The organism is Halolamina sp. CBA1230 (assembly GCF_002025255.2).
In the GTDB taxonomy this organism is placed as follows: domain Archaea; phylum Halobacteriota; class Halobacteria; order Halobacteriales; family Haloferacaceae; genus Halolamina.
In genome coordinates this window covers 1,478,354-1,498,266 of the sequence record NZ_CP054587.1, presented here as the reverse complement: position 1 = coordinate 1,498,266, position 19,913 = coordinate 1,478,354, and the positions used below count along the sequence as shown (strand labels likewise).

At 68.6% G+C, this 19,913-nt stretch carries 24 protein-coding genes; 14 read left to right on the top strand and 10 right to left on the bottom strand.

The genetic code is table 11. The features are described from left to right. The first annotated feature begins 26 nt into the window (after positions 1-26). Positions 27-449 (top strand): hypothetical protein, encoded by a 423-nt coding sequence (locus tag B4589_RS07805; protein WP_079233736.1) that lies wholly within the window; start codon positions 27-29, stop codon positions 447-449. Here the strand turns inward: B4589_RS07805 and B4589_RS07800 are convergent. Then, entirely contained in the window at positions 431-1,144 is a 714-nt protein-coding gene (locus B4589_RS07800; protein WP_079233735.1) for a CocE/NonD family hydrolase, read from the bottom strand. The genes B4589_RS07805 and B4589_RS07800 overlap by 19 nt on opposite strands. 94 nt (positions 1,145-1,238) lie before the next feature. Here B4589_RS07800 and B4589_RS07795 point away from each other — a divergent pair, with 94 nt between their 5' ends. After that, entirely contained in the window at positions 1,239-2,075 is an 837-nt protein-coding gene (locus B4589_RS07795; RefSeq protein WP_079233734.1) for a PspA/IM30 family protein, read from the top strand. Positions 2,076-2,124: 49 nt separating this feature from the next. Next, on the top strand, positions 2,125-3,177 hold the full coding sequence (locus tag B4589_RS07790) for a hypothetical protein (RefSeq protein WP_079233733.1): 1,053 nt from the start codon (positions 2,125-2,127) through the stop codon (positions 3,175-3,177). Positions 3,178-3,189: 12 nt separating this feature from the next. Here the strand turns inward: B4589_RS07790 and B4589_RS07785 are convergent, their stop codons facing one another. The 5 genes from B4589_RS07785 to B4589_RS07765 form a co-directional block, all read right to left on the bottom strand. Next, complete coding sequence (locus B4589_RS07785) at positions 3,190-4,230, bottom strand: dipeptide epimerase (RefSeq protein WP_079233732.1); 1,041 nt, start codon at positions 4,228-4,230, stop codon at positions 3,190-3,192. Then, positions 4,227-5,261 carry a DUF1611 domain-containing protein gene (locus tag B4589_RS07780; RefSeq protein ID WP_079233731.1) on the bottom strand — a complete coding sequence of 345 codons (1,035 nt, stop codon included), beginning with the start codon at positions 5,259-5,261 and terminating at the stop codon, positions 4,227-4,229. The genes B4589_RS07785 and B4589_RS07780 overlap by 4 nt, the downstream gene beginning before the upstream one ends. Before the next feature lie 160 nt (positions 5,262-5,421). After that, complete coding sequence (locus B4589_RS07775) at positions 5,422-5,742, bottom strand: hypothetical protein (RefSeq protein WP_079233730.1); 321 nt, start codon at positions 5,740-5,742, stop codon at positions 5,422-5,424. A 72-nt stretch (positions 5,743-5,814) separates the two neighbouring features. Next, on the bottom strand, positions 5,815-6,711 hold the full coding sequence (locus tag B4589_RS07770; RefSeq protein WP_079233729.1) for a Vms1/Ankzf1 family peptidyl-tRNA hydrolase: 897 nt from the start codon (positions 6,709-6,711) through the stop codon (positions 5,815-5,817). Between the two features lie 52 nt (positions 6,712-6,763). Continuing rightward, complete coding sequence (locus tag B4589_RS07765; protein ID WP_158081153.1) at positions 6,764-6,901, bottom strand: hypothetical protein; 138 nt, start codon at positions 6,899-6,901, stop codon at positions 6,764-6,766. A 151-nt stretch (positions 6,902-7,052) separates the two neighbouring features. On the opposite strand from B4589_RS07765, the gene B4589_RS07760 reads away from it, so the two are divergent. Next, positions 7,053-7,550, top strand: coding sequence for a metal-dependent hydrolase (locus B4589_RS07760; RefSeq protein WP_079233728.1), 498 nt, complete (start codon positions 7,053-7,055; stop codon positions 7,548-7,550). A 16-nt stretch (positions 7,551-7,566) separates the two neighbouring features. Here B4589_RS07760 and B4589_RS07755 read toward each other — a convergent pair whose 3' ends face one another. Beyond that, on the bottom strand, positions 7,567-7,908 hold the full coding sequence (locus tag B4589_RS07755) for a DUF5802 family protein (RefSeq protein WP_079235195.1): 342 nt from the start codon (positions 7,906-7,908) through the stop codon (positions 7,567-7,569). 124 nt (positions 7,909-8,032) lie between these two features. After that, the gene (locus B4589_RS07750; protein WP_079233727.1) at positions 8,033-8,608 is read right to left on the bottom strand and encodes a peptidylprolyl isomerase; all 576 of its coding nucleotides are present in this window, start codon (positions 8,606-8,608) and stop codon (positions 8,033-8,035) included. Between the two features lie 92 nt (positions 8,609-8,700). On the opposite strand from B4589_RS07750, the gene B4589_RS07745 reads away from it, so the two are divergent. Next, the gene (locus B4589_RS07745; protein ID WP_079233726.1) at positions 8,701-8,895 is read left to right on the top strand and encodes a XapX domain-containing protein; all 195 of its coding nucleotides are present in this window, start codon (positions 8,701-8,703) and stop codon (positions 8,893-8,895) included. A gap of 15 nt (positions 8,896-8,910) precedes the next feature. Here B4589_RS07745 and B4589_RS07740 read toward each other — a convergent pair whose 3' ends face one another. Continuing rightward, on the bottom strand, positions 8,911-9,117 hold the full coding sequence (locus tag B4589_RS07740) for a hypothetical protein (RefSeq protein WP_079233725.1): 207 nt from the start codon (positions 9,115-9,117) through the stop codon (positions 8,911-8,913). 243 nt (positions 9,118-9,360) lie between these two features. Between B4589_RS07740 and B4589_RS07735 the strand changes: the two genes are divergently transcribed. The 5 genes from B4589_RS07735 (at position 9,361) to B4589_RS07715 (ending at position 14,879) form a co-directional block, all read left to right on the top strand. Then, entirely contained in the window at positions 9,361-10,665 is a 1,305-nt protein-coding gene (locus tag B4589_RS07735) for a 5'-deoxyadenosine deaminase (RefSeq protein WP_079233724.1), read from the top strand. Positions 10,666-10,833: 168 nt separating this feature from the next. Beyond that, on the top strand, positions 10,834-12,480 hold the full coding sequence (locus B4589_RS07730; protein WP_079233723.1) for a CTP synthase: 1,647 nt from the start codon (positions 10,834-10,836) through the stop codon (positions 12,478-12,480). Then, the gene (gene guaA, locus B4589_RS07725; RefSeq protein WP_079233722.1) at positions 12,480-13,397 is read left to right on the top strand and encodes a glutamine-hydrolyzing GMP synthase; all 918 of its coding nucleotides are present in this window, start codon (positions 12,480-12,482) and stop codon (positions 13,395-13,397) included. The genes B4589_RS07730 and guaA overlap by 1 nt, the downstream gene beginning before the upstream one ends. Continuing rightward, positions 13,397-13,726, top strand: a complete 330-nt coding sequence (locus B4589_RS07720; RefSeq protein WP_079233721.1) for a CTP synthetase — start codon at positions 13,397-13,399, stop codon at positions 13,724-13,726. The genes guaA and B4589_RS07720 overlap by 1 nt, the downstream gene beginning before the upstream one ends. A 181-nt stretch (positions 13,727-13,907) precedes the next feature. Then, complete coding sequence (locus B4589_RS07715) at positions 13,908-14,879, top strand: hypothetical protein (protein WP_079233720.1); 972 nt, start codon at positions 13,908-13,910, stop codon at positions 14,877-14,879. A 249-nt stretch (positions 14,880-15,128) separates the two neighbouring features. On the opposite strand, the gene B4589_RS07710 is transcribed toward B4589_RS07715, so the two are convergent. Then, complete coding sequence (locus tag B4589_RS07710; protein WP_079233719.1) at positions 15,129-17,291, bottom strand: amino acid permease; 2,163 nt, start codon at positions 17,289-17,291, stop codon at positions 15,129-15,131. 276 nt (positions 17,292-17,567) lie between these two features. Between B4589_RS07710 and B4589_RS07705 the strand changes: the two genes are divergently transcribed. From B4589_RS07705 to B4589_RS07690, 4 genes are all read left to right on the top strand, one after another. Continuing rightward, positions 17,568-18,044: an Lrp/AsnC family transcriptional regulator gene (locus tag B4589_RS07705; protein WP_079233718.1), complete on the top strand. Its 477-nt coding sequence runs from the start codon at positions 17,568-17,570 to the stop codon at positions 18,042-18,044. Between the two features lie 72 nt (positions 18,045-18,116). Next, positions 18,117-18,425: a cupin domain-containing protein gene (locus B4589_RS07700; protein ID WP_079233717.1), complete on the top strand. Its 309-nt coding sequence runs from the start codon at positions 18,117-18,119 to the stop codon at positions 18,423-18,425. Continuing rightward, entirely contained in the window at positions 18,425-19,201 is a 777-nt protein-coding gene (locus tag B4589_RS07695; protein WP_079233716.1) for a PHP domain-containing protein, read from the top strand. Before B4589_RS07700 ends, B4589_RS07695 begins: the two co-directional genes overlap by 1 nt. 168 nt (positions 19,202-19,369) lie before the next feature. Then, positions 19,370-19,792, top strand: a complete 423-nt coding sequence (locus B4589_RS07690; protein WP_079233715.1) for a hypothetical protein — start codon at positions 19,370-19,372, stop codon at positions 19,790-19,792. Positions 19,793-19,913: the final 121 nt, after the last annotated feature.

Below are 19,913 nucleotides of genomic sequence, written 5' to 3'. Positions count from 1 at the left end.
TGCCGAACGCCGCCGACGCCCTTGGCATGGCCCTCCCCGAGCGGTTCGAGCCGTGGTATCTCCTCGTCGTCGCCGCCTTCCTCGTCGGCTCCGGTGCCTCACTACTCGGCAGTGGTACTGGCGGGTTCGTGCTCGTTATCGGCCTCACCGCTGTCCTCAGCGGCCTACTCTGGGCGTTCGCGGTGTACGTCTTCGTCGGCACGTTCCGGAACTACGTCACCAGCTACGCCGACAGCGGTGGCTCGCTCTGGAACCCGCGCTTCCTCGCGCCGTTCGTCGTCGGCGCGCTCGCGGGCGGCGTCGTCTACGTTACGCGGCCGATCGAGGGGAAACCGACCACGGAGCTGGTCGTCGGGGCCCTCTCCGCCGGCTTCTGGGCGTTCGTGATCGCGATGATCGTCGTGCTGACCGCGAGCTACGTGATCGCGGGCTACCGCGAGGCGCAGTAGTCGAGCAGGAACCCGCCGATCGTCTCGGCCAGCTTCCCGGTCCGGCCGACGAAGAAGTGATCCGCCGGGATCGCGGTCGTCTCCCAGCCGAGCTCCTGGGCTTTCTGGACGGGGAGCTGCCAGTCCGCGGTGTCGTCGCGCTCGCCGTACACCACCGTCCCGGGGGCCTCGACGCGCTCCATCGCCGGCGCCACGAGCAGGTCGTCGTTCAGCCGCGACGGCGGCGCGAGCGCGGCGACGGCGGCGAGGTCGGGCGGCGTTCCCGGCCCGCCGTCGACGGTCGTCCCGCCGGCCGCGAGCAGCGCCAGACAGCCACCGAAGCTGAACCCCGTCAGCCCCACGCGGTCGTAGCGCTCCGCGGCCCAGTCGACGGCGGCGTACGTGTCGCCGAGTTCGCCGTACCCCTCGTCCCAGTCGCCGTAGTCGAACCGCAGGCAGTCGACGCTGGCGTCGGTGAGGTGGTCGCTGATCGCGACGAGGCGCTGGTCGCCGCGGTGGCCGCGCTGCTGGGGGTGGGGCGGGCAGGCGACGACGCAGGCCTCTGCCTCGCCGGTCACACCGTTGTCGGCGCCCGGCCGACCGTCGCCGGTCGCACCGTTGTCGGCGCCCGGCCGACCGTCGCCGGTCGCACCTTCGTCGAGACTCGCCCGCACGTCCCGCGCGCTCGGGATCACGACCGGGTCGCTGTCGCTCATGGGTCGGAGTGGGGCTGCCACCGCCAAGCGCTTTCCGTTCGCTGGCACAGTAATCCGCGGGAAGTTTAAGGCGCTGACGACCGCATACCCGGCTATGGGAATCCTCTCGCGCGCCTCGTACATCCTCCGATCGAAGATGAACTCGGTGCTTAACCGCGCCGAGGACCCCAACGAGACGCTCGACTACTCCTACGAGCAGATGCGCGACCAGCTCCAGGAGGTCAAGCAGGGTATCGCCGACCTGACGACCCAGAAGAAACGCCTGGAGATCCAGAAGCGCCGGCTGGAGGAGAACGTCGAGAAACACAACGAACAGGCCCGCGAGGCCGTCCGGCAGGACCGCGACGACCTCGCCCGCGAGGCGCTGGAGAAGAAGAAGTCGAAGATGAACGAGATCGAGGATCTGGAGGCCCAGATCGCTGATCTCCAGGAGTCACAGGACCGCCTCGTCGAGAAGAAGGAGGAGCTCCAGAGCCAGATCGAGGAGTTCCGCACCAAGAAGGAGACGCTGAAGGCCCGCCACGACGCCGCCGAGGCCGAGACCCGCGTCTCCGAGGCGATGACCGGCGCCGGCGACGAGATGGCCGACGTGACCCGGGCTATCGAGCGCTCCGAGGAGCGCACCGAGGATATGGAGGCCCGCGCGGAGGCGATGGACGAACTCGAGGAGTCGGGCGCCTTCGAGAACGCGCTCTCCGACGAGGACCCGATCGACCGCGAACTCGAACAGGGGCGGACCGACACCGAAGTCGAGTCCGAACTCGCGACGCTGAAAGGGGAGCTCGGCGAGGACGTCGAGGGGAACGGCGCCGACGAGAGCGAGGCGGCGAGCGAATCGACGAGCGAGGCGGCGGCCGAGTCCGACGACGGCGAGACGGAAACCGACCCCGAGATCGAAAGCGAACTCGAGGAGCTCCGGGACGAGGAGTGATCCGGCACACGACGGGGGACACCCGAGCTCGTCGGGGGGGTGAGCCGGCGTGAGCGGCGGCAGTGCCGACGACGACTCCCAAGGGCAGACCAGCGACACGATCCGCGAGCGGGCGGGCGCGAGCACGGCGAAGCTCTGGCTGCTGATGAGTGCGGACCGACGGCTGGTCGCGCTGGCGATCGTCGCCTTCCTCTTCCTCGGCGTCTTCGTCGGCGGGATCGTCCATCCCACGCCCGCCCACCAACTGGTCACCGCGAGCGACTCGGTGGACACGCTCTCACAGGCGCTCGTGGGGTCGACCGTGACCGGCGTCACGCTCGTGTTGACGCTCTCGCAGTTGGTGCTCTCACAGGAACAGGGCGCCGTCGGCGACCAGCGCGAGCGGATGGAGGAGGCGACGACGTTCCGGTCGGACGCCGCCGCCGTGCTCGAGGAGCCGGTGAGCCCGACCGAGCCGTCGGCGTTCCTGCGCGCGCTCGTGGAGGCGACCCAGCGCCGTGCGGACGACCTGGACGCGGCCGTCGCCGACCTCGAGCGGGACGACGTCCGGGAGCGTATCGAGGAGTACGTCGACAGCATCCGGGAGAACGCCGAGGAGGTCAGCGAGGGGCTCGAGGGGGCCCACTTCGGCGAGTTCGACGTGATCAAGGCCGCGCTGAACTTCAACTACTCCTGGAAGCTCTACACCGCCCGTCGGCTCCGGAACGAGTACGAGGGGACGCTGAGCCGGAACGCGCTCGACTGCCTGGACGACCTGGCGGGCGTGCTCGAACTGTTCGGGCCGGCCCGGGAGCACTTCAAGACGCTGTACTTCCAGTGGGAGCTGATCGACCTCTCACGGACGATCCTCTGGGTGTCGCTCCCCTCGCTGCTGGCGTCGACGTGGGCGCTACTGTACTTCGACGGCGACGCCCCGCCGGCGTTCCTGTTCGGCCTCCCGGTTTCGCTGTTCCAGATCGCGGCGGTCGTCGCGGTCGCGCTGCTGCCGTTCGCCGTGCTGCTCTCGTACATCCTTCGCATCGTCACGGTCACCAAGCGCACGCTCTCCATCGGCCCGTTCATCCTCCGGGAGACCGACCGCGACGTCGACCTCGAGGAGTGAGGGAGCGCCCGGCTACTCCGCCCGTGCGCCGGTGCCGGGCAGCCCCAGTTCCGCCAGTCGCATCTCCCCCGCCGAGAGGTCGACGCCGGCGTAGGGGTCCGACGAAAGCAGCAGCGAGCCGTCCAGATCCGCGTAGTCGAGCAGTGGGCCGAGGTGGACGCCGGCGGCGATGCTGGCGTTGCTCTCGATCATGCAGCCGAGCATCACCTCCAGCCCCTCGGCGCGGGCGGCGTGGATCATCCGCTTCGCCTCGAGCAGGCCGCCACACTTCATCAGCTTCAGGTTCGCGATATCGCATCGATCCGCGATCTCGGGGATATCCTCGAGCGTGATGCAGGACTCGTCGGCAGCGATCGGGAGCTCGCTGCGCTCGTAGGCGAACTGGAGCCCCTCGGGGTCCTCGGCGGGGACGGGCTGTTCGATGAACTCCACGTCGTGCTCGGCGAGCCACTTCGAGTTCCGGACCGTCTCCCGCGGCGTCCACGCCTCGTTGGCGTCGACGCGCAGCGTCGCGTCCGGCGCCTCCTCGCGGATCGCCTCGATGATCTCGCGATCGCGGTCGGTCCCCAGCTTCACCTTCAGCGTCGAGTAGCCCGCGCCGACGGCGTCGGCAGTCTTATCGCGGATCCGCTCGGTCGTGTCGAGCCCGATCGTGAACGAGCTCGTCGGCGTCTCGGCGGGGTCGAGCCCCCACATCCGGTACAGCGGCAGCCCCGTGCGTTTCGCCGCCAGATCGTGCAGCGCGATCGACACCGCACACCGCGCGGCGGGGTTGCGCTCGACCGCGTGGCGCATCCGCTCCTCGATCGTCGTCAGCGCGTGGGGGTCGCCCACGTTCTCGACCACTTCGAGCAGTTCCGGCAGCACCGCCTCGACGGTGTCGGCCGTCTCGCCGTAATGTGCGGAGGGCGCGGCGCCGCCGATCCCGGTCATCCCGCCGTCGTCGGTGACCTTCACGATCACGTTCTCGGCGGTCTCCTGTGTGCCCCGCGAGATGGTGAACGCGTCCGCCAGCGGGAGCGAGACGCGCTCGAACTCGGTGTCGAGGCTCATTCGCCCGCCACCTCGTCGACGATCTCCGCGGCGTCGAAGCGCACGGGGTCGGTGGCGACGCCGCCGATCTCGCCGGCGAACGCCTCGACCGCCTCGCGGGCCGCCTCGTCGCCGTCGACGTCTTTCGTGTTGAGCGCGCCGGCGACGACCTCGGTCTCGTGGACCGGCGCAGCCAGGGACTCGTACAGGTCGACGTACTCCGGGATCGGCGGCAGGTCGGTGTCCTCGTAGCCGTGGACCACCTCGCGGCCGGCCTCGTGACAGAGCACCAGTTTGTCAGCCATCGCGCCGTGGAGGATCCCACAGGTGACCGCCGAGTAGGCGGGGTGGATAATGCTCCCCTGCCCCTCGACGAACAGCACGTCGTACTCGTCACCCTTCTCCAGCAGCATCTCCTCGACGGAGCCGGCGGTGAAGTCAGAGACGACGCGGTCGACGGGGTTCCCCCAGCCGGCGATCATGATCCCCGTCTGCCCGGTGGGGATGAAGCCGGCGTCGATACCCGCCGCCTGGGCCGCGTCGACCAGTTCGCAGGTGGCGGTCATCTTCCCGACCGAGCAGTCCGTTCCCACCGTCAGGACGACCTCGGCGTCGATCTCGTCGGCCTTTCCCTCGGCGACGCCGATCCCGGGGTGGGGTTCGCGCACGTCGTGGATGTCCGCGCCGTGTTCGGCCGCGAGCGTGGCGAACTCCTCGTCCTCGTTGAGGAAGTAGTGGAGGCCGGCGACTACGTCGACGCCGGCTTCGAGCGCCGCCCGCACGTCCGGGCGCCAGGACTCGTCGAAGCCGCCGCCGATCGGGGCGATACCGATCAACAGGGCGTCGATCTCGTCGTCGATCTCCGCGAAGGAGCCGACGATCGGCGCGTCCGGCACGGTGTCGGTGTGGTCGTGGACGCGGCTCCCGGCGGCCTCGCGGTCGATCACGGCGACGGTCTCGTCGTCGCTGTACCGCATCACGCCGAGGGCGGTCTTCGCGCGGTCGGGGAACTTCTCGTGGGCCAGGATCGCGAGTCGTCGCTGGTCGGGCATGGTGGGTGGATTGGGGAGCGGGAGTATAAATCGGTGGTCCACGGTCACACTCGCCTCCCGGACGTCACGGTTTTGCGGCGACGAGATCCGGGTCGACTCCGAACCCGGTGCGGGAGCGTCGTTCACGCTGTCTGCGGCCGGCGGCGCGGACTGCCCGATCTCACTCCGACGCGGCCCCCTCCGCGGCCTTCGCCATCCGGCTCTCGCGTTTCTCCTGGCCGATGGTGAGCGCCGTCATCGCCTGCTGGGGCCCCTCGAACGTCAGCTCCTCGACGGGCACCTCGTGGGGCTCGTCGTACTGCCCGAGGATGTAGACGTAGTAGTTCTGGAGCGCCCGGCGGGCGTTCTGCCGGGGGCTCTCGTTCAACAGGTCCGTCGAGAGCCCGAGCTCGACGACCTCCGAGAACGTCAGCCCCAGCACCGCCGCCGCCGCGGCGATGCGCTCGTAATCCTCGTCGCTGACCCGTATCGTCTCGGTCATAGGTCGACTGACGGAGTGTACTCACTTGTTCGTTACGGAGTGTAACAAGCCGTTACGACATGTAACGAACGGTTAGATCCCCCGGACGCGGACGCTCCAGAAGTCACGGAACGCCGTCGCCAGTGCGTCCTCGGGCTCGCCGGTGGCGTCGACGCGTGCGGTCGTGTCCGCGAGGTCGCGCAGTTCCCCGAGCACGCTGCGCTCGCCCACGACCACGACGCGGTCGGCGTCGGTCGCGTGATCCTCGACGGCCGTCGCCGCTTTCTCCAGGTGTTCGTCGATCTGGGCGTCGCGGCGGCGTTCGAACCGGTCCTGGGAGAACCCACCCTTCGAGTGTTCGTCCATCACGTCGCTCTCGAACCCCTCGAACGCGACGCGTTCGCCGTCATCGTACACGCCGAGCGCGAAGCGATCCGAACGGACGAGCGCGAAACAGAGCCGCCCGGTCGGGCGGATCCACTCCGACTCCACGCGGAACTTATCGGCCCACTCGACGAAGGGATCGGGCTCGACCGGCAGCGAGAGCGCGGTCGCGACGAGGCCGGCGTCGTCGGCACAGACCAGACACGGTGCCGCCCGCGAGACGAGCGGGGCGCGGTCGCCCAGTGTCTCTCGGACTGCGTCGGGCACCTCGTCGTCGACGAACGCGGTCAGCGCGCCCTCGCGCCCGGCGTCGACGCTCCGCAGGCGGTCGGCGACGGCCTCGACGCGGCCGCCGCTGGCGGTCTCCTCGTGACGGAACGCCAGGTCGGGCTCGCCGTCGCCCTCGGCGCGGTCGAGGCGGTCCTCGAGTTCGGTGATTCGGTCCTCGAGCCTGTTGATCTCGCGTTCGGCCTCTTGGCGGGCGCTGACGGCCTCCGCGCGGCTCTCCTTGGCCGACTCGACCTGTGCCTGGAGGTCCTCACACTCCCCCTCCAACTCCTCGATGCGCTCCTTCAGGCGGCGCCGACCCAACAGCCGGTCGAGCATACCGAACCCGCGGGCGGGGAGGGGTTTGTAGCTTCGGGCCTCACGCCGAGGCTCAGCTCTCCCGGTCGTCCAGATGGAGCAGCTGCATCGACTCCCGGATGTGGTAGCGAACCTCCGGGCACTCGGCGGCGTCGAGCGCCTCTTCGAGCTGTTCCTCGATGCACGTGGTCGTCCGTCGCTCCGTTGCCATACACCTCACCACCGGCTCTCCGGATAAAGTTATGAGCCTCCTAACACGATTGTTCGGGGCCGAAAGCTCTCCCTTCGGGTCCAGCGAGCCCGCCATACTCATCGAATAACTGATACGACAACCTATTAGTGCACGGTCCGTCGGGTCACGCATGGTCGCCGACGGCGCCCACCTGCTACTCAGCCTCTCGCTCGTACTGGTGCTGTTCCGGGCTCGCCGTGCGGAGCCGTATCTCGTCGCCGTGCTGGCGGCCGCCATCCCCGATTCGGACAAGTTCGTGTTCGACCCGCTGGTCCGGATGGGATATCTCGACGGGATCCTCTGGACCCACCGTGGGCTGACCCACTCGCTGCTGTTCGGGATCCTGCTGGTGCTGGCGCTCTCCGCGATCGGGCCCTGGCGTGCCGCCGCCGTCGGGTTCGGTTCTCACATCCTCTTCGACTTCCTCAGCGGCGGCGTCCGACTGTTCGCGCCGATCGACACGGAGCTCTACGGGCTGGAGTTCGACTGGCTGCTGCTGAACATCGTGACGATGCTGTTCTCGGTGACGGTGATCCTCGGCGGGCTGCTGTTCCTCCACCGGCGCGCGGTCGTGCGTCGGGTGCAGCGACGGGTGGACGCGTTGCGCCCGGACCGACTGCAGCGGTAGCAGGGGCGAGCAGCCGTCAGGCGGCGTCCGGCGGCTGCCAGCCGCCGTACTTGAGCAGTTGGCCGGCGCGCTCGGGGCGGGCCAGCAGCACCTCCCGGCGCGCCGGGAGGTCGTCGTCGGCCAGCGACTCGGGCACCGTCAGCGTGCCCGTCGGGATACCCTCCGCGCCCCGGACCGGGAAGTGGGTTCCGTCGAGCTTCATCACGAGCGGGGAGTCGAGCCGCTCGATCCCCTCGCTGTCGCCGTAGAGCTGCCGGTTGACCGCCTCGTGGTCCTCGACGTTGAGGGCGGCCCGCTCCTCGCCCGGTTGGACGTACAACACTCCCAGGTAGTAGCCGCTGGAGAACTGCTCGAACATGCTGTGCATGTGAACATCTCGCACGGATGGGGATAAGCTTTGTCGGCAACGCTTTTGTGGAGCGCAAACACGCCACTCGCGTCCTACCGGGCGTCGAAAAACCGCAAAACAGCGTCTGGAAGGCTTACTGCTCGACTTCGACCGACTCCAGCGTCGCCTCGACCTGGGGCTGGTCGTTGCGGTCGGTCGGGACCGAACCGAGCTCCTTCACCACGTCCATCCCGTCGATCACCTGGCCGAAGACGGCGTGTTTGCCGTCGAGGTGGGGCTGGGCGTCCAGCGTGATGAAGAACTGCGAGCCGTTGGTGTTCGGGCCGGAGTTGGCCATCGAGAGGATCCCGGCGCCGTCGTGGGTCAGCTCCTCGTGGAACTCGTCCTCGAACTCGTAGCCCGGGCCGCCGCGACCCGTCTCGGTCGGGTCGCCGCCCTGAATCATGAAGTCCGCGATGATGCGGTGGAACGCCACGTCGTCGTACAGCGGGTCGACGCGCTTCTCGCCGCTCTCGGGGTCCTCCCACGCCTCGCCCTCGGGGCCGATCTCGGCGTCGTCGTACTCCTCGGCGTGGGTCGCGAGCGTGACGAAGTTCCGCACCGTCGTCGGCGCGCGGTCCTCGAACAGTTCGACCACGATGTCGCCGTGGGTGGTGTGGATCGTCGCGACGGGGTTCTCGGGGTTCTCCATCTCGTCCTCGTAGCTCATGGCCCGGAGTCGGTCGGGCCGACGGTTAACGCTGCTGACTCCCGCCGCCGATAGTCGCCTTTAGGTGGCCCGACCGCGTTGCTCCGGAACCCATGAACGTCGCTGCCGTCGTCGCGGCTCTCGCGGTCGGAATCGTCACTGGCGCGCTGTTCACGTTCCTCCGCCTGCCGATCCCGGCGCCGCCGGCGCTGCCGGGCGTCGTCGCCATCGTCGGCATCTACGTCGGCTACTACGCGATGGAGCATCTCGGCTGGGGGTTCGACCTGCTGGACGCGCTGGGGCTGTGAGGCTCTGCACGGCGTTCACGGCTCCTTGCTGACAGTGTCGCGCAGACGCTGGAACAGCTCCGGCCAATTGACCTGCGTCTCCAGCAGGTAGACGAGCAGCACCGAGAGGGCGAGGATGTACAGGGGGTTCACGCCAACACCCGCCACGAACAGCCCTCCCGAGATGAGGAACGCGACGACGTAGAGTTCCACCGCGTACACCAGTAGATTCACCTTCTCCATCGGCAAATAGTTTCGACTCTACTGCAGTGAACCTTTCGACGGCTGGGCTGATACTCTCGCTCACTGATCCCGCGATAGAAGAGGAACCACCGGAAACAGAACCGAAACCGATCGATGCACCGAATTTGCCTCTTGGTAACTATCCTTTCCCTCGAACAACCCTGACCGGCCGTGCCCCCGAACCACACGGGTCCGACCACGCATAGTCAGTCTCTTAATCCCCGATACCCTCCCACGGAGGGGATGCTACTCACCGGAACGGTCGTCGTCGACGCCGAGACGACCATCGAGGACGGCGCCGTCGTCACGGCGGGCGACCGCATCGAGGCCGTCGGTCCCGCTGCCGACCTCCGCGAGCGGTTCCCGGCCCACGAGCACCGCGAGTTCGACATCGTCGCCCCGGGGCTCGTCGGCGCGCACGTCCACTCCGTGCAGTCGCTGGGCCGCGGCGTCGCCGACGACGCCGAACTGCTGGACTGGCTGTTCGACCACGTGCTGCCGATGGAGGCCGGCCTCGACGCCGAGGGGATGCGCCTCGCCGCCGACCTCGGCTACCTCGAGTGTCTGGCCGCCGGGACGACAACCGTGATCGACCACCTCTCGGTCCACCACGCCGACCAGGCGTTCGAGGCCGCCCGCGAGCGCGGGATCCGCGCCCGGATGGGGAAGGTGCTGATGGACAAGGAGTCCCCCGACGGGCTCGAACAGGCAACCGAGGAGGCCCTGCGGGACAGCGAGGCGCTGATCCGCCAGTACCACGGGGCCGCGAACGGCCGGATCCAGTACGCCGTCACGCCACGCTTCGCCGTCTCCTGTACCGAAGCGTGCCTGCGCGGCGCTCGCGAGTTGGCGGACCGCTACGACGGCGTCACGATCCACACCCACGCAAGCGAGAACGAGAACGAGATCGCCGCCGTCGAGACCGAGACCGGGATGCGGAACGTCCACTGGCTCGACGATGTCGGGCTGACCGGCGAGGACGTGGTGCTGGCCCACTGCGTCCACACCGACGAGGCCGAGCGCGAGGTGCTGGCGGACACCGGGACGAACGTCACCCACTGCCCGTCCTCGAACATGAAGCTCGCCTCCGGTATCGCGCCCGTCGAGGACTACCTCGGTCGGGGGATCAACGTCGCGCTGGGCAACGACGGCCCGCCGTGTAACAACACGCTCGACGCGTTCACCGAGATGCGGCAGGCCAGCCTGCTCGCGAAGGTCGACGACAACGACCCGACCGCGGTCGCCGCCGAGACCGCCTTCGAGATGGCGACCGAGAACGGCGCCGAGGCCGCCGGCTTCGATCGAGTGGGCGCGCTCCGGAAGGGGTGGAAAGCCGACGTCGTGGGGCTCACGACGGACCACGAGCGCGCGACGCCGATCCACGACCCCGTCTCGCATCTGGTGTTCGCGGCCCACGGGGACGACGTCGAGTTCACGATGGTCGACGGTCGCGTGCGCTACGCGGACGGCGAGCACGTCGGCGTCGACGCCGCGGCGATCCGGGAGCGCGCACAGGCGTACGCCGAGGAACTGTTCGCCGAACTGTGACGCGAACGGCCCGGCTCGCGAGCCGTAACTCGGTTCGGCGACCGTTCCGTGTCTCGCCGACAGCTCCCGTGGCGCCATCGCCGGGATCGCTGGCGAGTGATCCCCGTAACTGATGCCGGAGTAGCTCCCCTCCGAAATCGTTTTGCCGAGGCGACGGGGATGGTCGGTATGCCGACGGACCCGCAGCGCTACGACCCCGACCTCGGACGGAAGTTCGTGTTCGTGACCGGCGGGGTGATGTCCGGCCTCGGCAAGGGCATCACCGCCGCGAGCACCGGACGCCTCCTCTCGAACGCCGGCTTCGACGTCACTGCCGTCAAGATCGACCCCTACCTCAACGTCGACGCCGGGACGATGAACCCCTACCAGCACGGGGAAGTGTACGTCCTCAAGGACGGCGGCGAGGTGGATCTGGACCTCGGGAACTACGAGCGGTTCCTCGGGGTCGACATGACCTCGGACCACAACGTCACCACCGGGAAAGTGTACAAGAACGTCATCGAGAGCGAGCGCGCCGGCGACTACCTCGGCGAGACCGTCCAGGTCATCCCCCACATCACCGACGACATCAAGCGCCGCATCCGCGAGGCCGCGGAGGGCAGCGACGTCTGTCTGATCGAGATCGGCGGGACCGTCGGCGACATCGAGGGGATGCCGTACCTCGAAGCGCTCCGGCAGTTCGCCCACGAGGAGGACGACGAGGACATCCTCTTCACCCACGTCACGCTCGTCCCCTACTCGAAGAACGGCGAGCAGAAGACCAAACCCACCCAGCACTCCGTGAAGGAGCTCCGGTCGATCGGGCTCCAGCCCGACATCCTCGTCGGGCGCTGTGAGGACGAGCTCGACCCGAAAACCAAAGAGAAGATCGCGCTGTTCTGTGACGTCCCGACCGACGCGGTGTTCTCCAACCCCGACGTGGAGGACGTGTACCACGTCCCGCTGATGGTCGAGAGGGAGGGGCTCGACGAGTACGTGATGCAGGAGCTGAACCTGGCCGACGAGGCGCTACCCGAGGCGGAACGCTCGACGGAGTGGCGCGACCTCGTCACCCGCGAGCGCACCGACACCGTCGAGGTCGCGCTGGTCGGGAAGTACGACCTGGAGGACGCGTACATGTCCGTCCACGAGGCGCTGAAACACGCCGGCATCCAGCGCGGCGTCGAGGTCGACGTGGTCTGGGTCGACGCCGACGAGATGGACGAGCACCACGCCGAACGCCTGGAGAACGCCGACGGCGTCGTCGTCCCGGGCGGGTTCGGCTCCCGTGGGAGCGAGGGGAAGATCGAGGCGGTGCGCTACGCCCGCGAGAACGACGTTCCCTTCCTCGGCCTCTGTCTGGGGTTCCAGATGGCCGTCATCGAGCACGCCCGCAACGTCGTCGGCCTGGAGGGCGCCGACAGCACCGAGATCGAGCCCGACACGCCCCACCCAGTGATCGATCTGCTGCCCGAGCAGTACGAGACCGAGGAGATGGGTGGGACGATGCGGCTGGGTACCCACGTGACCGAGATCGACGAGGGCACGCTCGCCGCGGGGGTGTACGGCGACACCTCCTGCACCGAGCGCCACCGCCACCGCTACGAGGTCAACCCCGAGTACATCCCACAGCTGGAAGCCGACGGGCTGACGTTCTCGGGGTACGCGGACAACCGTATGGAGATCGTCGAACGCGCCGACCACCCGTACTTCATCGGCACGCAGTTCCACCCCGAGTTCCGTTCCCGTCCCGACCGCGCGAGCCCCCCGTTCGTCGGCCTGCTCGACGCGATCCTGGACGAGCAGGAGGCGCCGGAGACGGAGGTGAGCGCCTGATGGTCGACGCCGAATCGTTCGTCGACGAGGCCGTCGCGGAGATCCGCGAGGCGGTCGGCGACGGGAAGGCCGTCATCGCGCTGTCGGGCGGCGTCGACTCCTCGGTCGCGGCCGCGCTGGCGTACGAGGCCATCGGCGACCGCCTGATCCCCGTCTACGTCGACACGGGGCTAATGCGGAAAGGCGAGACCGAGAGCATCCGCGAGACGTTCGACTACATGCACTCCCTGGAGATCGTCGACGCCGAGGACCGGTTCCTCTCGGCGCTCGCGGGCGTCACCGACCCCGAGGAGAAACGCCACGTCATCGGCGAGCAGTTCATCCGCGAGTTCGAGCGCGAAGCCACCGAGGCCGGCGCCGACTACCTCGTTCAGGGGACGATCTACCCCGACCGCATCGAGAGCGAGGGGAACATCAAATCCCACCACAACGTCGGCGGCCTGCCCGAAGCGGTCGACTTCGAGGGGATCGTCGAGCCGGTCCGAGAGCTCTACAAGGACGAGGTCCGCGAGGTCGCCCGCGAACTCGAGCTCGAGGCGGTGATCTCCGAACGGATGCCGTTCCCCGGACCCGGGCTTGCGGTCCGCATCGTCGGCGAAGTCACCAAGGAGAAGGTGGAAGTCGCCCGCGACGCCTGCCACGTCGTCGAGGAGGAGACCGCGGAGCACGACCCCTGGCAGGCGTTCGGCGCCGTGCTGGGGAAGGCGACCGGCGTGAAGGGTGACAACCGCGTCCACGGTTGGGTTGTCGCCGTCCGCTCCGTCGAGAGCCGGGACGGGATGACCGCCCGCGCCCAGGAGCTCGACTGGGACACGCTCCAGCGCATCCAGAGCCGGATCACCGGGATGAACGACAACGTCTCGCGAGTGGTGTACGACGTGACGCACAAACCCCCCGCGACCATCGAGTACGAATAATGAACGCCATCGTTGCGGGCGGCGACCCCGAAGGGCTGGGCGAGGAGCTGGAAGCGCTCGGCGTCACTGTCGAACGGGTCGACAGCCCCGTGTTCGCCGGCGCGCTCGAGGACGCGGGCATCGAGAACGCCGAACTGTTCGTGCTCACGGATCTCACGGAGGGGATATCGATCACGCTGGCGAAGGAGGCCAACCCCGACGTGCGGGCAGTCTGTTTCGGCAGCGGCGACCTGCCGGAGTCGGTCGCCGGCACCGTCGATCTCGTTGTCGACCCGTCGCTGCTGGGCGCCGAGGCGGTCGCGGAGGAGCTGGTCGACGAGCTCGGGTAGCGGCCGTCAACGACTGATTTTCGGCTACGGCGTCACCGGCACGAGGCGCTGTTAAGCCGGCTTAATCCGGTTTATAACCGCCTCAAACGGGCGGAATCGAGGTTTGACGCGACACCCATTCAAGGGGGAGTAGACTGTGGCTACGGCTACGGTGAACACACGAAATCTACTCACAGTACTGGTGGCCGCACTGGTCGTCTCCGTGGGGGCGGGGGCGGTCACGGCTCAGACTGACGACACGAGCGCCGGGACGACCGTCGACGCGTCCTACGACGACGGGGCGGTGACGCTCACCGTCACAGAGAACGGGACCGGCGTCGAGAACCTCTCGGTCGAGGCCAACGACGAGGACGTGGGCACGACTGATGCGAACGGCACGCTCACGTTCGAGACGAACGCGAGCGAGGAGCTCGAGATCGAACTGGAGGGTGACGAGTTCGAACACGAGGTCGAGTACGAGATCGAGGACGGCGAACTCGTCCGTGAGGCTGACGACGACGCCGACGACGAAGACGAGCACGCGCTCGACGCGGACGTGACCTACGACAACGGCACGGTCGAGCTGACGGTCACGCAGAACGGCAGCGCCGTCGAGAACGCGTCGGTCGCAGCCAACGGCGAGGACGTGGGCACGACCGACGCGAACGGCAGCCTGACGTTCGAGACGAACGCGAGCGAGGAGCTCGAGATCGAGATCGAGTCCGGTGAGAAGGAGCTCGAACTGGAGTACGAGATCGAGGACGGCGAACTCGTCCGCGAGGACGATGACGACGAGGCCGGCCCCGACGAGAACGCCTCCGACCGAGCGAAGAACGTCTTCAGCGTGGTCCAGAGCTGGCTCGACGGCGACCGCGAGGGGAACCTCGGCCAGCTGATCCAGGAGAGCCTGGACAACGGGAACGACGACGCGCCGGGCAACTCCGGTGACGCTCCGGGTAACTCCGGCGACGCGCCCGGCCACGACGATGACGACGAATCCGACGACAGCGACGACGCACCGGGCAACTCCGGTGACGCACCGGGGAATTCCGGTGACGCGCCCGTGAACGACGATGACGAGGACGATGACGACGACGAAGAAGACGACGAGGACGATGACGACGACGAAGAAGACGACGAGGACGATGACGACGAGGATGAGAACGACGACTGATCGCTAGCTAGCACCCCGGCTCGGTGACGGACCGGGACCGAACCGCAGTGGGTTTCGCAGCCGCCCATCCTCCCGTGGGAGCGGGAGGCGGCGGCGTCGGCGTGACGGCGGCGGCGCGGACAACTGGGGGTGCCCCCGTCAGAGGCGGGGCACCGGGATGGCCGTCCCAGCCGCCGCCGGCACGCGTCCGTCCCGTGTGACGCTCTCCACCGGCGTCGCCTTCTCGCTGGTTTCGACCGCCAGCGACGCCTACAGCAGGAACCGTTCGAGCAGCCGCCTGTGCAGCGGCGGCCGACGGCTGTTTCGGGGGTACACCGTGACGGTCGTCCCCGCGACCTGTGCGAACGGCCGGTTCCCGTCGGCGAGCGCGCCGCGGCGGCGGTGGTCGGCGCCGCGGCGAACGAGCAGGTCCGCCGCCGGCGGGCGCTGGTCGGTCGGGATCGCTTCGGCCTCGACGGGGACGTCGAGCATCCCCGAGAGCTCCTCGCGGTGCTCCTCGATCGACGCGCGGCGGCGGTCGTCGCCGTCGGCGGGGTACCACAGCGAGACGCGGCCGCCGTGGGCGCCCGCGACCGACGACGCGACGTTGACCGCCGCCGACGGGAACGGCGCCGTGTCACCGGAGACGACCACCTGCTCTGGCAGTCGCGGCGCGGAGCTGTCGACCAACAGCACGTCACACGGCGCGTGGCGAACCACCCAGTCGATCGGGTCGCCGACCAGTCGCGAGCGCAGGCGCAGCGGCTCGTGTTCGGCGACGATCGCGTCCACGCCCCGCCGCTCGGCGAAGTTGACGATCGCGTGTTTGGTGTCGTGGCTGACGATCTCGTCGGCCTCGACGGCGACGCCGAACTCCTCGCCCAGCCGCTCGACGCGCTGCTCGAAGGATCGGTCGGCGTTGGACTGGGCGGCGACGTCCTCGGTCAGCGGCGCCTGGTCGGGCACCTCCTCGAACTGGACGACGACCACGCGGCCGTCGTCGTCGCGGACCAGATCGGCCGCCAGCGAGACCAGCGTCTGCACCCGGCGCTGGTCCATCTGCTTGGTCAGCGCGACGAGCGCCTCGTGGGTCGCTTCGGGGGATGCGACCTCCGAGAGCGTCTCCTCGCTGACCTGCTGGCGGATCGCGCCCGTCGCTGCCCCCTCGCGGTCGACCCGTGGCCGGACGTAGCCCGCGTACCAGAGCACGCTCGCGACGGTGATGACCCCGGCACCTCCGAGTGCGATCGGCCCCATCTGGGTCAGCAGGCCGACGCTGGCGACGGCGCCGAAGACCTGCATCCACGGGTACAGCGGCGACGTGAACTCGGGCTCGTACTCGGCGGTCCCCTCCCGGAACGCGATCACGGCGAGGTTGATCAGCGCGAACACCATGATCTGGAACGCGCTGGCGAGCTTCGCGATGTCGAGGATCGGCACGAACGCGATCAGCGCCAGCAGCACCGCGCCCGTGAGCGTGATGGAGTTCACGGGCGTCCCGAGCCGGTCGCTGATCTCCGCCATCGACGGCGGCGCGAGCTTGTCCCGGCTCATCGCGAACGGGTAGCGCGAGGAGGAGAGGATCCCCGCGTTCGCCGTCGACACCAGCGCGAGGATCGCCGCGACGATCACCGCGATCACGCCGGCGCCGCCCATCGTGACCCTGGCGGCGTCGGCGACCGGCGTCCGCGAGCCGGCGATCGTACCGGGGTCGGTCACGCCCACGAGGACGGCGACGATGGCGACGTACAGCACGGTCGTGAACGCGAGCGAGCCCAGGATCCCCAACGGGATGTTCCGGCCGGGGTCCTCGACCTCCTCGGCGACGCTCGCGACCTTGGTCACGCCGGCGTAGGAGACGAACACCAGCCCCGTCGCCGCTAGCAGCCCGCCGACGCCGTCGGCGAAGAAGTTCGCGTAGTTCGCCGACTCGACGCCGGGGGCGCTCCCGGCGGCGAACCAGCCCAGTGCGGCCAGCATCACGACGACGATAACGACCTGGAGCCGGCCGGTCTGTTTGGCGCCGACGATGTTTACGAGGATCAGTACGACCGCGAGCCCGAGCGCGACGGGTTTCAGCGGTAGGTCGAACAGGATCAGCAGGTAGGGGACGCCGCCGACCAGCGCCAGCGCGCCCTTGAACGAGAGCGAGAACCACGTGCCGACGCCGGCGATCGTGCCGAGCAGCGGCCCCATCCCCCGTTCGATGTAGATGTACGTCCCGCCGGCCTCGGGCATTGCGGTCGCCATCTCGGATTTCGACAGCGCCGCAGGCACGACGAGCACGCCCGCGAGCAGGTACGCGAGGATCACCGCGGGGCCGGCGATCTCCAGCGCCAGCGCGGGCAGGATGAAGATGCCGCTGCCGATCATGGCGCCGATGCTGATCGCGAGCACGGCGGGGAGCCCGAGGTCGCGTTCCAGCTCCTTCATGTCCGCGTCGCCCCGATCCGTTCGGTGCTCGATCCGTCGACGGCCGTGTGGGAGGAGATATCGCTCATAGTACGGGTTCTACCCGCGGTCAGCGGGTGCTTACTCGAAAGGACGTGTCGGAACTGCATAAGTGGGAGGATATAGGTGACGCTCCGTCAAAATATCGTCGGGAAAAACACCGAACTGTCACCATCGTTCGTCAAACGCTGCCCCCACAGCCACCGTTTCGACGGGATCGGGGGTACTAAGGCGGTACCGGGCCGAACGCTGGTAGCGATGAAAGACGGAGAGCTGGACGATGTGGACCGTCATATCCTCTACTACCTCCAGCAGGACGCCCGCGGCACCTCCTCCAGCGAGATCGCCGAGAAGCTGGGTCTGTCGGCGAGCACCGTTCGCACGCGGATCAACAAGCTCGAGGACAGCGGGGTGATCCGTGGCTACCACCTCGACATCGACTACGACCTCGCGGGCTACCCGCTGTACACGAAGATCATCTGCACCGCGCCGATCCCGGAGCGTGACGAGCTCGCGAACGCGGCCCGGGAGATCGAGGGCGTCACCGCCGTCCGGGAGATCATGACCGGCGAGCGCAACGTCTACGTCAACACGATCGGCCGCGACCACGACGATCTCAACCGGATCAGCGAGGAGCTGGACGCGCTGGGGCTGGAGATCGTCGACGAGCAGATCATCCGCGACGAGTACGTCTGCCCGTACCAGGGGTTTCTCGACGGACCTGAGGAGGAATAACACCCTGTCGAAGTGCGGCCGTCGCCGACCGCCGTAGCCGGACTTTTCTCCCCTGCGTCCCGATGGGCGTGTATGGACGAACTCCCCGACGTGACTCCGGAGCCGGGAACGATCGAGACGCGCGAACTGGTGGTCGACGATGCCGCGCTCGTCAAGGCGTTCTTCCTCGGTCCGGGCGCCGAACTCGACACCCACGACCACCCCGAGAGCCTGAACGTGTTCCACGTGCTCGCCGGGACTGTCACCGTGATCCAGGAGGACGAGGAGGAGGAAATCGTCGCCCCCGGCGTCGTTCACCACGAGCGCGGCGTCGCCCACGGCGCGCGCAACGACACCGACGAGACGGCCGCCTTCACGGCGACGCTCGCGCCACTGCCCTGATGGTCCGGTTCGACTACCACACCCACTCGAACTACTCGGACGGCTACTTCATCCCCGGGATGGTCCGGGCCGCCGAGGCGGCCGGGCTCGACGGGATCGGTTTCGCCGACCACTGCAACGTTACCGCCGACGGGGAGGCCAGACGGCGCCTCGACGGCCTCGGGTTCGCGCTCGACGAGACGTACCCCCGGCGCCGCGAGGGGATCGAGTGGGTCCGGACCGAGACCGACCTCGCGGTGTACGACGCCGTCGAGATGGACTACGTCCCCGGCCGCGAGGCCGATATCGCGTCGTTCCTCGACGAGGCGGCGTTCGACTACGCCGTCGGCAGCGTCCACTCCGTTGAGGGCGACGACGTGCAGTGGTCCGAGAACTTCGTCCACTTGGACGACGACGAACGCCGCGCGGTCGTCGACGGCTACTACGACAACCTCGCCGCGCTCGCGGAGTCGGAGCTGTTCGAGATCGCGGCCCACGCCGACCTCGTGGAGCGAACGCCGGAGCTCCGGGGGTACTCCACGGCCGAGCAGTACGAGCAGGTCGCCGACGCGTTCGCCGACGCCGACACCGTGCCGGAGATCAACGCCGGCCGCGTGCTCGACGACTACGGCGAGTTCCACCCTGCACCCGACCTGCTCGACACGCTGCTCGACCGCGGCGTCGAGTTCGTCGTCGGTAGCGACTCCCACCGCCCGGAGGAGGTCGGCCGCCGGATCGACGCGCTGGAGCGCCGTTTCGACGAGCTCGCTATCGAACCGACGACGCTGTCGGTCTGATCACCGCGCCGGAGGTGGGCCGCCGCATCGTCGACTTCGACGCGGCGCCGCGGAACCAGTAGGTTGCCGCGCTCCTTATCCCCGAGAACGCACAAGTAGGTGTATGCTCCTCTCGACTGCCGTCCGTTCTCTCCCCCTCGACCGACCGTGCCGCCCGGCGAGGCAGCCATGAGACGCCCGGATACGCCGCCGAACCCGGACGACGGCGTCGAGACCGCCCCCGTGCCCGACGCCGACGCGGTCCCGTTCGACGCCGCGGTGCTCCAGCAGGTCGCGACCGCCGACGACGTCGGCCCGCGAGAACTTCCCGAACTCCTGGGACGGGTCGAGGCTCACCTGACCGACTGTCTGGCGTCGCTGCGCCGGAAGTTCGAGTCGCCGTACGCCGACGACTGCCGGGAACTGTTCTTCGTCCCGCCGGACTACTGGGAGGGGGTGGCGTCGGTGCTCCCGCTCACGCCCCAGGAGAAACGCGCGGTCCGCCGGACACACGAGCGCCAACTGCTCCGGATCGGCGCCGAGACCCGCCGCGGCAGCGAGTTCGACGCCGCGCTCGACATCCGGACCGCCGTGATCGTGAGCCGGGAGTAGCCGCGTCGACGCGTTTCGGTGTGGGCGCTCTCAGTTGGTGTTGACTGGCTTCTTTCAGCGAGGGGAGGAACACCAGCGATAGATACGGCGGAACCGTACCCGCGGATCGGCTGCATTGCTT

Bases quoted from the DNA above. Each gene is read 5' to 3' on its own strand.
- B4589_RS07805 (WP_079233736.1), top strand. From the start codon at position 27: ATGGCCCTCCCCGAGCGGTTCGAGCCGTGGTATCTCCTCGTCGTCGCC.
- B4589_RS07800 (WP_079233735.1), bottom strand. From the start codon at position 1,144: ATGAGCGACAGCGACCCGGTCGTGATCCCGAGCGCGCGGGACGTGCGG.
- B4589_RS07795 (WP_079233734.1), top strand. From the start codon at position 1,239: ATGGGAATCCTCTCGCGCGCCTCGTACATCCTCCGATCGAAGATGAAC.
- B4589_RS07785 (WP_079233732.1), bottom strand. From the start codon at position 4,230: ATGAGCCTCGACACCGAGTTCGAGCGCGTCTCGCTCCCGCTGGCGGAC.
- B4589_RS07780 (WP_079233731.1), bottom strand. From the start codon at position 5,261: ATGCCCGACCAGCGACGACTCGCGATCCTGGCCCACGAGAAGTTCCCC.
- B4589_RS07775 (WP_079233730.1), bottom strand. From the start codon at position 5,742: ATGACCGAGACGATACGGGTCAGCGACGAGGATTACGAGCGCATCGCC.
- B4589_RS07770 (WP_079233729.1), bottom strand. From the start codon at position 6,711: ATGCTCGACCGGCTGTTGGGTCGGCGCCGCCTGAAGGAGCGCATCGAG.
- B4589_RS07765 (WP_158081153.1), bottom strand. From the start codon at position 6,901: ATGGCAACGGAGCGACGGACGACCACGTGCATCGAGGAACAGCTCGAA.
- B4589_RS07760 (WP_079233728.1), top strand. From the start codon at position 7,053: ATGGTCGCCGACGGCGCCCACCTGCTACTCAGCCTCTCGCTCGTACTG.
- B4589_RS07755 (WP_079235195.1), bottom strand. From the start codon at position 7,908: ATGTTCGAGCAGTTCTCCAGCGGCTACTACCTGGGAGTGTTGTACGTC.
- B4589_RS07750 (WP_079233727.1), bottom strand. From the start codon at position 8,608: ATGAGCTACGAGGACGAGATGGAGAACCCCGAGAACCCCGTCGCGACG.
- B4589_RS07745 (WP_079233726.1), top strand. From the start codon at position 8,701: ATGAACGTCGCTGCCGTCGTCGCGGCTCTCGCGGTCGGAATCGTCACT.
- B4589_RS07740 (WP_079233725.1), bottom strand. From the start codon at position 9,117: ATGGAGAAGGTGAATCTACTGGTGTACGCGGTGGAACTCTACGTCGTC.
- B4589_RS07735 (WP_079233724.1), top strand. From the start codon at position 9,361: ATGCTACTCACCGGAACGGTCGTCGTCGACGCCGAGACGACCATCGAG.
- B4589_RS07730 (WP_079233723.1), top strand. From the start codon at position 10,834: ATGCCGACGGACCCGCAGCGCTACGACCCCGACCTCGGACGGAAGTTC.
- guaA (WP_079233722.1), top strand. From the start codon at position 12,480: ATGGTCGACGCCGAATCGTTCGTCGACGAGGCCGTCGCGGAGATCCGC.
- B4589_RS07720 (WP_079233721.1), top strand. From the start codon at position 13,397: ATGAACGCCATCGTTGCGGGCGGCGACCCCGAAGGGCTGGGCGAGGAG.
- B4589_RS07710 (WP_079233719.1), bottom strand. From the start codon at position 17,291: ATGAAGGAGCTGGAACGCGACCTCGGGCTCCCCGCCGTGCTCGCGATC.
- B4589_RS07705 (WP_079233718.1), top strand. From the start codon at position 17,568: ATGAAAGACGGAGAGCTGGACGATGTGGACCGTCATATCCTCTACTAC.
- B4589_RS07700 (WP_079233717.1), top strand. From the start codon at position 18,117: ATGGACGAACTCCCCGACGTGACTCCGGAGCCGGGAACGATCGAGACG.
- B4589_RS07695 (WP_079233716.1), top strand. From the start codon at position 18,425: ATGGTCCGGTTCGACTACCACACCCACTCGAACTACTCGGACGGCTAC.
- B4589_RS07690 (WP_079233715.1), top strand. From the start codon at position 19,370: ATGAGACGCCCGGATACGCCGCCGAACCCGGACGACGGCGTCGAGACC.